The organism is Achromobacter sp. RTa, assembly GCF_000757485.1.
GTDB lineage: Bacteria > Pseudomonadota > Gammaproteobacteria > Burkholderiales > Burkholderiaceae_B > Achromobacter.
The window spans coordinates 429,309-440,055 of sequence record NZ_JPYO01000041.1; the positions used below are offsets into that span (position 1 = coordinate 429,309).

The following is a 10,747-nucleotide window of genomic DNA, read 5'->3' on the forward strand; positions in this document are numbered from 1 at the left end:
CTCAGTGTCTGACACCCCAGGAGACGCCCCGGCAAGCCGAAACGCCTTCTCCGGGTGTCAGACACAAATCTTGTTGCCCCCGTGTCTGACACCCCAGGAGACACCCCGGCAAGCCGAAACGCCTTCTCCGGGTGTCAGACACAAGCCTTGCTGCGGCAGTGTCTGACACCCCAGGAGACACCCCGGCAAGCCGAAACGCTTTCTCCGGGTGTCAGACACAAACCTTGCTGCCGCAGTGTCTGACACCCCAGGAGACACCCCGGCAAGCTGAAACGCTTTCTCCGGGTGTCAGACACAAGCCTTGCTGCCGCAGTGTCTGACACCCCAGGAGACACCCCGGCAAACCAAAACGCTTTCTCTGGGTGTCAGACACAAGCCTTGCTGCCGCAGTGTCTGACACCCCAGGAGACACCCTGGCAAGCCGAAACGCCTTCTCCGGGTGTCAGACACAAGCTTGCTGCGTCAGTGTCTGACACCCAGGAGACACCCCGGCAAACCGAAACGCCTTCTCCGGGTGTCAGACACTAGCCCAGGCGCCTTCACTCCTCACGCCGGCACCATTCCCCATAAGCCTTGCGCCTGGCCTCCTGATCCGCGCCCAACTCCAGATACAGGGGATGAAGATCCAGGCTTTCGCCACATGCCAGACCCATCCGTGCGCGGTAGCTCGACCATGGGTACTCGGGCGCGCAACTGGCCAAACCGGCCCGCACGGGATTCATCTCGATGTAACGGCAGCACTCAAGCAAATATCGTTCGCTGCCTATGACCCGCGACCTGAAGCGCGTTTCCCACAGGGAGCCGCCGGCATCCCGGCGGGCATTCCAACGCCGCGTCGCCCGTCTCGCCACGCGCTGCATCAGCGCCGAAACCGTCCGAGGATCATCGCCGGGCGTCAGCAGCAGATGCACGTGGTTAGGCATCAGGCACCATGCGTGAAGCGCCACTCCCAGCGCCGCGCGATAAGTCTGCAGATCGCGCAGATAAGCGCGATAGTCATTCGGGCCATCGAAAACGACCAGCCTCCGATGACCACGTTGCACGACATGGTGCGGTTGATGAGCAATGAGAATGCGGGGAAGCCTGGCCATGATTGCGCGAGCGTGATCTGAACAGGTGCCAGGATAGGCGTTCCCCAAGGAGCACGAAGGCGGGGAGGGACGTTTTCAACACGTTGTTGCGTGGGAGTCAGACATCCGGCGGCGCTGTTGGAGCGCGAGAGCCGTCTCGCAGAGGAGTCAGACACTTGTGGGTCTTTCAGGCGCTCGAGGTGGCTTTGCCAAGGTGTCAGACACCCGTACGAGACGCCATTGCATGTCGACGCGAGCGCTCCCGGGTGTCTGACACCAAACAGCCCGCCCCAAGGCTCATTGACTCAAGGCCGGGTCGGACATTCCTTGACCATTCCCCATGCCCGATTGGGTTCGCAGTACTGCCTGCGGGCCGCCCATGCGCAATCCGGCCGCTCGAAGAATCCCAGCTCCGCGCACAGCGCCAATTCGCCCCTGAGCGCGTCCAGCCAGGCCAGAGGGTCCTGCGCAGGAATCTCCGTCATGCGCAAGGTGGAATGCGGCTCCGCCACCGGCGGTTGCAGGGCAAGCGCGGGCGACCCCGGCGCGGCGGCATGCTCGCTCGAATGCATGATTGGAACGGCAGAGGCCGCAGCAGGCACGGGCAACTGCGCCTCGCTTGAAACGGTTTCTGGTTCGGGCTCGGCCCCCGCGTCCGTCCCGGGCTCGACGGAAGGCGGGGCCTCCGGGCTTGCCTCGGACACAGGCGCATTGGTGCCGTTGTCCGGAAGCGGCGTCAGCGGCACTCGCACCGGTCCGGCTGCCGCGGAGCCGGAAAGCGGCGTGTTCGGCGAGCTCCACGACACCACCAGCAGGACCAGCGCGCCGTAGATCGCCAGCGTATATAGCACGGTCAGCGTCGCGTAGCCCACGCGCTTGCCGGTGATCGGCCTTGCGGTGTCGTGGCCCAGCAGGCTGCGCCAGCCCACCAGCGCCGCGCCGGGCGCGGAAATCAGCCACCAGCACAGCCGCCGGAACGGGCCCGGCTCTTGGGAGGGGTTAGCGGCCTGCGCCTGCGCGGCCAGCAATTCGCGCAGGGCGCGGTTCTCTTCGCGCAGACGCAAGGTCTGCTCATCCACCGGCGCCTGAGAGTCTGGATCCGTGGTGCTGCCATGCTGCGTAGCGAATGGATCGGGTGGCGTCGCGGTCATATTGAGAAAACTATAGATACAAAATCATGCGGAAGCAATTATGCGGCAATCGGGTTCGAATTGAAATCGAGAACAGACGGGTAAATCCGCCGCATGATCTTGGTTCGTCTACGAAGGTGAAGGTGAGCCGTCGGAAGTCGGTGTCTGTTCCGTCTCCTCCGCCGGTTTGCCGGGGCCCGGGTGAGGCAAGCTCACCAGGCTGGCGAGCGTGTTGTCGATATAAAGAAGGCAGATCAGTCGTTTCTTTATGAACTGACGGTTCGCATCCATATAGGGATGGTTGCAGATCAGTCTGGCCCGCCCGAACGAGAAGTTCTGATAGCCGCATATCCATCGCGCAGGAAGGGAGTCGCCGGCCGGATGTCGCTTCGGGCTGAGTGGGCAGCGCTCAGGAGCGAACGCATCGGCCACTATTTGCTCGTCCTGCTTGTTCCAGTTGTCCGGCAGCCGATACAACCGCGGGCTTACAGGGCTGCCGACTACGCCCGCAGCGGTCAAGGTCAGGTGCCGCACCTCTCGCGACGCCGAATAAGAGATCATGAGCATGACGAAGGCGGCGATCAGCATCAGCACCATCAGTTGCCGCTTGTTCATGCCTGCAGCCCCTGTTCGGTTGCTCCACATGTAGAACAAGCCTGGTCCCAGCGAGAGCAGGAAGGCGATCAGCAGCGGCAGAGCCGTCTGCCCCCAGCCGGGCAGCAGTCCCGTGGCGTAGTCGTCGGCCAGGTGCTTGATGGGAATAACCAATAGCATGAACGCCAACAGTCCGCATATGCCGTTTCCGATACCCAGGACCAGGGGGCTTCTCAAGAAGGCGGCCGCGGGAGTTGGCGCTTGCGCGCTCGGCCGGCGATGGGCACGCGGATAGGCGGCACAAAGCGTCCATAAGCCGATGAGGAGGCCCGCGGCGAGATGCGCGGGCCAAAACATGAAAGCGGAATCGAAGCTTGGTTCCAGCGCAGAGATGAACCAGACGACGGCGAGCAGTCCGGCGCTGGCGGCCCAGGCTCCCACTGCGGCCCCGGGAATACGCTCGGGCCCATATTGGGCAAGGGCCACCGCGGTGAACACCGACGGCAGGGCGACGCACAACGTCATGTACACAAGCATGAACAGGCCCAGGAGCAACACGGTCCCCAGGCCGGCGGCTCCCACCGACGAAAGCGATACGATCTCCAGATAGTGCAGGTCGCCCAGATGAAACCAGACCAGCAATAGTGCTGGGATCAAGGCCAGGGACATCAACAGCGGCAACAGGCCGAGCAGGCTGGATCTCTTGTCCGAGGCTGCGCGCCGCGCATTTGCACCGCGAACAGATCGCCGGCGCGGCAGCGATGACGGGCGACGGGATTGGGCGCGGTCCGAGGGGGAAGACATGGTCATGGCAAGGCTTGTGCAGGTTCGCCAGGCAACGACGGATTCCGGGCTGCTGGCCCGTGCGCAAACGAGCGCGTTGATTTGTGCGATACGAAAAACACAAGCCGGCTGCTGCCGGCTTGTGGGCGACGCTGGGATAGTCCCGGCTTCGTGGCTCGCGGTGCGGGCCGATCGGGCCCGCACCGCGCTACCGTCAGGCGTTGCGGCGTGATTAACGCAGCAGCGACAGAACGGATTGCGGCACTTGGTTGGCTTGCGCCAGAACCGAGGTGCCAGCCTGTTGCAGGATCTGAGCCTTGGTCATGTTCGACACTTCCGTGGCGTAGTCGGCGTCTTCGATGCGCGAACGGGCGGCGGACAGGTTGTTCACCGTGTTGTTCAGGTTGGCGACGGTCGATTCGAAACGGTTCTGGACAGCACCCAGGGCGCTGCGCAGTTGGTCCACCGAAGCCAGGGCGGCGTCGAGCTTGGCCAGCGGGTCGCGCGAAGGCTGCTGGGCCTTGGTGCTGTCGACCAGCGCCTTGTTCGGCTTGCCGTCGTTTTGAACGTACATCACGTTGTTGGTGGCGTTCTTGACCACGCCCGAGCTGTCCACGGTGTAGGTGTCCGCGCCGATCATGAGCGAGGCGCCAGTCTTCGTGCCGCCAGCAGCCGCGACGGCAGCAGCCGTCGCGTTTTCGTTGGAGGCGTACGTCGTGAACTTGGCCGTAGTGGAGTACGCCGTCTCGTCCATGTTCAGGCTGCCGCCCGTGACAGACATCGCCGCGTTCGTACCGGTGGTGGTGGTGGAGCCCGTTACGGTGACGGTCAGTTGCTTGCCTTCGATCGTGGCCGTGAAGGTGCCGTTGCCGTTGGGATCGGTCGGGGCGTCGGTCTTGGTCCAGGTGACGCCGCCCAGCGAGGCGGTTGCGCCCTGGGTCTGACCGGCGAAAGCGGTTGCAAACGCTGCGTCGGCGCCGTTGCCGCCTGCTGCGGTGTTGGTGGCGTCGGCCGTCAGCTTGCCGGTGGTGGCGCTGACGTACACGGCTTCTTGCGTGCCTGCGTTGTCATACGTGACGGCGCCCGATTGCACGTCCACACGGATACCGGTGAGACCGTTGGTGTCGGAGTAGGTGTTATAGCCGGTCGCGCCGAAGTCCTTCACCAGCGTGTCGGCGGTGGCTTGCTTGTCGCCGCTGACGGTGAAGCTGCCCAGGCCCAGGGTGCCCTTGGTAATTTCCTTCAGGTCGATCGTGATGGTTTCGTTGTCGTTCGCGCCGACTTGCACCGTCAGGGTGTTGTCCGAAGCCAGGACGCGCACGCCGTTGAACTGGGTTTGGCCCGACACGCGGTCGATTTCGCCCAGGCGCTGCTCGATTTCGGCCTGGATCGATTCCAGGTCGGAGGAGGAGTTCGTGCCGGTGCTGGCTTGCACGGCCAGTTGGCGCACGCGTTGCAGGTTGTTGTTGATTTCGTTCAGCGCGCCTTCGGTCGTCTGGGCGATCGAGATGCCGTCGTTGGCGTTGCGGGCGGCTTGGGTCAGACCCTTGACGTTGGCGGTGAAGCGGTTGGCGATGGCTTGGCCGGCGGCGTCGTCCTTGGCGCTGTTGATGCGCAGGCCCGAGGACAGGCGCTCAATGGCGCTGCCCAGGGTCGATTGGGACTTGGTCAGGTTGTTCTGAGCAACCAGCGACAGGTAGTTGGTATTGATGACTGCAGCCATGTTTAGGCTCCCAAGAGAGAAAGGCTTCTTCAAACCGGGCAGCAAGGCCGCCCATCTGTGTAACGGGAAAAATTCGTTTTCTTGCGTCTTCGAATTGCTCCGTTGCCAGGATTACGGCAGCCTCAAATCAATCTTTAGGGGGATTTTGCGGAAGTCGGAATTTTTGTAGTGCGGGGAGGGGCTGGCCGGGGCCTGGGCCGCTACAGCTTGTAGTGAGCTGGCTGGCCGGGTGCGGCGGTAGCAGTCGCTGGTGTCTGACACCCGGGAGTGCCTGTGCTGGCGGGAGGGTGGGGCGTAAGGGTGTCAGACACTTCTTTGTGTGGACACCTCTTCGCTTATGTAGAGAGACTCTCTATATAACCTGCGCGATCTGCCCCTCGCGGGGCAGTTCCTGCCAGGCCTGTTCCTTCAGCTTTGCCCGGATCCGCGCCGTGGCCTGGGAGCGCAGCTGGCAGACGCGCGCTTCGGTCACGTTCATGATCGCGCCGATTTCCTTCAGGTTCAGGCCTTGCTCGTAGCACAGCGACAGCAGCAGCTTTTCACGGTCGGGGAGGGCGTCGATGGCGTGGATCAGCGCCTGGCGGAAGTCGCCGGCCAGGAGCGAATCCAGCGGGTTGCCGTCGGCCGAGCCGTGGCTCAGGGTGGCCGACCAGTCGGCCTGGCCCGCGCCGGAATCGGGTTCGGTCGTGAAATCTTCGTAGTGGACGATCTGCACACCCTGGGCGTCGTGCAGCAGGGACTGGTATTCGCCCAGGGGGATCTCGAGCTGTTGCGCGATCTCGGCTTCGGAGGGGGCACGCATCAGGCGCTGCTCCAGCTGCTGGATGGCCTGTTCGATCTTGCGGGCCTTGGCGCGGACGCTGCGCGGCAGCCAGTCCTGGCCGCGCAGCTCGTCCAGCATCGCGCCACGGATACGGGTCGTGGCGTATGTCTCGAATTGGGCGTCGGCGGTTTCCTGGTAGCGCCGCACGGCGTCGAGCAGGCCGATCATACCGGCCTGTATCAGGTCGTCCAATTCGACGCTGGCCGGCAGCCTGGCGAGCAATTGCAGGGCCAGCTTCCGCACTAGCGGGGCATATTCGACCAGGCTGTCTTCTGCGTGGGGCATTGCGGGATGTCGGGCGGTAACCATCAAGGCGCGTCGTTCAATGTTGTCAATTTGCGACATTGTCGACAAACGCGCGGGAGCTAAAGCGAACAGAGTTGAGTGCTCGGCAAGGTGCCATTGTGGGCAATGGAATCCGTTTCATTCCCCGAAGAACGCAACGTTTTGAATGCTTGTTTTCCTAATTGACGTAAATTTTGTGAGAATTTTCTATGTCAAGGTGTATCTAAAAAGGTAAGTTGCGCAATATCAACAAAGATTTGTCATATAAGTCATAGAAAATGACATCACCTGTGGTAAATTTTACTTAAATTGCGAATAAATGATACATTTCGCATTAAAGCAGGGCGCAATCGGACCTGCGGCAACGGTGATTGCCACATATTTGCTTATCGAAAGCCCCGCGGGCGGGATCGGAACTAGGGAGTTGGGCGTGCAACAAGTCGAAAATTCATTGCTGGCAGACATTCGCGAAGTCAATTTGTCATATTTGTTACTTGCTCAGCGCATGCTCCGCGATGATTACGCCGCGTCCATGTTCCGCCTGGGATTCAGCAACGAAGTCGCCGACATCCTGATGCGCCTTTCCCCGGCCCAGCTCGTCAAGCTGGCCAGCTCCAGCTCCCTGCTTTGCCGTTTCCGCTTCGATGACTACAGCCTGCTGTCCGCGCTCACCCACGACGTCCTGGGCGGCGCATTGCAACAAGCGCATGCAACGATCCTGCTGGCCAAGCAACCTGTCGAAGAATTGGCCTGACGGCCTGATGAATTCCACTCGGAAACACGTGTAATGGCCACGAAGAGCGTATCCCAGGAAGCGGACGACATCCTGCTTGCCAGTTCCATGATCACGCTGGGGGCCCGGCTGCAGGTGCTCGAGGCTGAAACCAGCCTCAGCCACGACCGCCTCGCGCGCCTGTACCGCGAAATCCGCGGTTGCTCCCCACCCAAGGGCATGCTGCCGTTTTCGGTCGACTGGTTCATGACCTGGCTGCCGAACATCCATTCGTCGCTCTTCTACAACGTGTATTCGTTCCTGAATACGCGCACCAGCAGCAAGGGCATACGCGCCACGATCGATGCCTACCGCCTGTATCTCGAAAACGCCGGCCTGGATTCCTCGGAATCGGCCGAGCCCGTCCTGAGCTTCACCCGGGCCTGGATGCTGGTGCGCTTTTTCGATAGCGGCATGTTGCAGCTGTCTGCCTGCCGCCAGTGCGGCGGCCATTTCATTGCCCACGCGCACGATCCGCAGTCGGATTTCGTGTGCGCGATCTGCCGGCCGCCTCCCCGCGCCGGCAAGACGCGCGCCGCCGCCAAGGCGCGCGCCGGCGCTCGTCCCGCGTCCGTCGCGAATGCCGTCCGGTCCTGACCGGGCGGTTTCCAAATACATCAAAAGCCCTGGAAAACTCCCCGTAACCCACCTTTTTGGGCCGGGGGGAACAGGGGATGATTGACGCCGGTATTTTGCCGCCGGGCCGCCCCAAGGAAAAAAGCCCCCTTGGGGGGCAGCAAGCCGAAGGCGCGGCGTGGGGGCATTTTTAGACTTCGTTGGCAGGGGCCTGATGTGTTGATTGTTATCGGTTTTCTCGTGGTGGCCGTGTCGGTCGTCGGCAGCTTCATCGCGCTGGGCGGCCATCTGGGCGCGCTTTACCAGCCGTTCGAGCTCACGCTGATCTTCGGCGCCGCCTGCGGGGCCTTTCTTGCCAGCAACAGCAAGAAGTCGCTGATGCTGGTGAAGTCGGCGCTGCCCGACGCCCTGAAAAGCTCGCGTTACGGCAAGGACGTGTACATGGAGCTGATGGCGCTCCTGTACGTGTTGCTCAACAAGGCGCGCCGCGAGGGCCTGATGGCGATCGAATCGCACATCGAGGACCCGGAATCCAGCCCGATCTTCAGCGAATATCCGCGCATCGCCAAAGACGCGAAGCTCATGGAGTTCATCACCGACTACCTGCGCATCATGATCAGCGGCAACATGAGCTCGTTCGAAATCGAGACGCTCATGGACGAGGAAATCGAAACCTACCGCCACGAGCGCGAGGTGCCCGCGCGCGCCTTGCACCAGATGGCCGACGGCCTGCCTGCCTTCGGCATCGTGGCGGCGGTGCTGGGCGTGATCAAGGCGCTTGCCGCCGTGGATCAGCCTCCCGCGATCCTGGGCGACCTGATTTCCAAGGCCATGGTGGGCACTTTCCTGGGCATCTTGCTCGCCTACGGTTTCGTGGGGCCGCTGGCCTCGCGCATCGAGCGCCGCAGCGACGAAGCCACGAAAGTGCTGGAATGCATCAAGACCACGCTGCTCGCCAGCATGAACGGCTACCCGCCCCAGTTGGCTGTGGAGTTTGGCCGCAAGGTGTTGTTCTCGGCCGTGCGCCCGACATTCGGTGAGCTGGAAGAGCACGTCCGGCAAGCCAAGTCGACCGCAACCGGCAAGGCCTGACGGAGCGGGCCATGAGCACGGTAAACAACCACCGTGTGGTCATCCGCCGCAAGAAGTCCACGGGCGGCGCGCACCACGGGGGAAGCTGGAAGATCGCCTACGCCGACTTCATCACGGCGATGATGGCGTTTTTCCTGGTGATGTGGCTGATCAGCGTCGTCCCGCGCGAAGAGCTCAAGGGCATCGCGGAGTATTTCCGCATGCCGCTGCGCGTCGCCATCACGGGCGGCCCCAGCAGTTCCGCCGAGACCAGCGCGGTGCCCGGCGGCGGGCAGGACCCCTTGCGCAGCGACGGCGACGTGCGCCGCGCCCAGGGCAACCGGGTCGAGGCCCAGCCTATGGGCGACGCCGAGCGCCGCGAGCAGCACCGCCTTGAAAACCTGAAAAAGCGGCTCGAAAACGTCATCGAGACCAGCCCGGTGCTGAAGAGCTTCCGGCCGCAGCTGCTGATCGACCTGACGACCGAGGGCCTGCGCATCCAGATCATCGACAACCAGAACCGCCCGATGTTCGCCACCGGCCGCGCGGAAGTGCAGCCCTATATGCGCGACATCCTGCGGGAATTGGGGCCGGTTCTGAACGAACTGCCCAACAAGGTCAGCATCTCGGGCCATACCGACGCGTCCCAGTACGCGCGGGGCGAGCGCGCCTATAGCAACTGGGAGCTTTCCGCCGACCGCGCGAACGCGTCGCGGCAGGAGCTGGTGGCCGGCGGCATGAACGAAAGCAAGGTCATGCGCATCCAGGGCCTGTCTTCCAGCATGAGCCTGGTTAAAGATGATCCATATGCGGCCGTTAATAGGCGTATCAGCCTCGTGGTGCTCAATCTGAGCACCCAGCGGCGCATCGAAAGCGAGAACGCCGCCGCCGCGGACGTTACGGCCAAAGATGCCCGGGAGGTGGGAACGGCAGTGGACGCGGCCCGGGCGGCAGTCCAGGCCACGACGGCAACCAAACCAGGCGAAACGGAGAGCAACCCGTCCGCCGAAGGGGTTCGATAGCAATGGCGGCAACGATTCTGGTGGCGGACGACTCGGCGACGATGCGGATGATCGTCCAGGCGACGTTGACAGGCGCGGGATGGAAGGTCTTGACGGCCGAGAACGGCCAGCAGGCTCTGGAGATGGCCAAGCGCCACCCGGTGGATCTGGTGGTCAGCGACTGGAACATGCCGGTCATGGGCGGCCTGGAACTCATCCAGGGCCTGCGCGACGACGACCAGTACCTGGATGTGCCGGTGCTGGTGCTGACCACGGAAGACGACGTGGACAGCAAGATGGCAGCCCGGGACCTGGGCGTTTGCGGCTGGCTTTCCAAGCCGGTCGACCCCGACGTGCTGGTCGAATTGGCGTCCGAACTGCTCGATGAGCAGGCCGGCGCGTAAGCAGGTTCATTTAGAAAGGCGTACGGGTCATGAGTTCTGGTTTGGACCTCAGTCAGTTTTACGAGACCTTTTTCGACGAGGCGGACGAGCTGCTCGCGCAGATGGAGCAATTGCTGCTTGAGCTGGATGTGGGCGCGCCCGACATCGAACAGCTCAACGCCATCTTCCGCGCGGCCCATTCGATCAAGGGCGGCGCGGCGACGTTCGGCTGCTTCACGCAGCTGGCGGGCACGACCCACCTGCTCGAAAACCTCCTGGATGCGATCCGTCGCGGCGAAATGGCGCTGCGTACGGACATGATTGATATTTTCTTGGAAACGAAAGACGTGCTCAAAAGCCAGCTGGATGCCTACCGGGCCTCCGAAGAGCCCGATGAAGCCGTGTTTGAGCGTATCTGTGCCGTGCTGAGGCAGCTTGCGCTGGAGCATAAGGACCCCGCGGCGGCCGCGCCGGCCCCGGCGCCTGCCGCGGTTCCCGCCCCGGCGGCGGCTGCTCCGGCGCCGGCGCCGGCGCCC

The 10,747-nt window shown here is 63.0% G+C and carries 11 protein-coding genes; 6 read left to right on the forward strand and 5 right to left on the reverse strand.

Going from position 1 to position 10,747, the window contains the following annotated elements:
- Positions 1–539: 539 nt before the first annotated feature.
- The 5 genes from JL37_RS30085 to JL37_RS17630 form a co-directional block, all read right to left on the reverse strand.
- Positions 540–1,091 (reverse strand): transposase, encoded by a 552-nt coding sequence (locus JL37_RS30085; protein WP_081955104.1) that lies wholly within the window; start codon positions 1,089–1,091, stop codon positions 540–542.
- Positions 1,092–1,375: 284 nt separating this feature from the next.
- Positions 1,376–2,221, reverse strand: a complete 846-nt coding sequence (locus JL37_RS17615) for a hypothetical protein (protein WP_043545745.1) — start codon at positions 2,219–2,221, stop codon at positions 1,376–1,378.
- A gap of 108 nt (positions 2,222–2,329) precedes the next feature.
- The gene (locus JL37_RS17620) at positions 2,330–3,604 is read right to left on the reverse strand and encodes a hypothetical protein (protein WP_156124332.1); all 1,275 of its coding nucleotides are present in this window, start codon (positions 3,602–3,604) and stop codon (positions 2,330–2,332) included.
- Between the two features lie 205 nt (positions 3,605–3,809).
- Entirely contained in the window at positions 3,810–5,300 is a 1,491-nt protein-coding gene (locus JL37_RS17625; protein ID WP_043545747.1) for a flagellin, read from the reverse strand.
- Positions 5,301–5,652: 352 nt separating this feature from the next.
- Complete coding sequence (locus tag JL37_RS17630; protein ID WP_043545748.1) at positions 5,653–6,408, reverse strand: RNA polymerase sigma factor FliA; 756 nt, start codon at positions 6,406–6,408, stop codon at positions 5,653–5,655.
- A gap of 430 nt (positions 6,409–6,838) precedes the next feature.
- Here JL37_RS17630 and flhD point away from each other — a divergent pair, with 430 nt between their 5' ends.
- From flhD to JL37_RS17660, 6 genes are all read left to right on the forward strand, one after another.
- Positions 6,839–7,162 (forward strand): flagellar transcriptional regulator FlhD, encoded by a 324-nt coding sequence (gene flhD, locus JL37_RS17635; RefSeq protein ID WP_006219025.1) that lies wholly within the window; start codon positions 6,839–6,841, stop codon positions 7,160–7,162.
- 33 nt (positions 7,163–7,195) lie between these two features.
- A complete protein-coding gene (gene flhC, locus JL37_RS17640; protein ID WP_043545749.1) occupies positions 7,196–7,777 on the forward strand; it encodes a flagellar transcriptional regulator FlhC in 582 nt (193 codons plus the stop codon).
- Between the two features lie 195 nt (positions 7,778–7,972).
- Complete coding sequence (motA, locus tag JL37_RS17645; RefSeq protein ID WP_043545752.1) at positions 7,973–8,848, forward strand: flagellar motor stator protein MotA; 876 nt, start codon at positions 7,973–7,975, stop codon at positions 8,846–8,848.
- A gap of 11 nt (positions 8,849–8,859) precedes the next feature.
- Positions 8,860–9,849, forward strand: coding sequence for a flagellar motor protein MotB (gene motB / locus JL37_RS17650; protein ID WP_043545753.1), 990 nt, complete (start codon positions 8,860–8,862; stop codon positions 9,847–9,849).
- 2 nt (positions 9,850–9,851) lie between these two features.
- Positions 9,852–10,232, forward strand: coding sequence for a response regulator (locus JL37_RS17655; protein ID WP_043545754.1), 381 nt, complete (start codon positions 9,852–9,854; stop codon positions 10,230–10,232).
- Positions 10,233–10,261: 29 nt separating this feature from the next.
- Positions 10,262–10,747, forward strand: a 486-nt coding sequence (locus tag JL37_RS17660) for an Hpt domain-containing protein (protein WP_197064623.1), incomplete at its 3' end; no start/stop codon positions are given.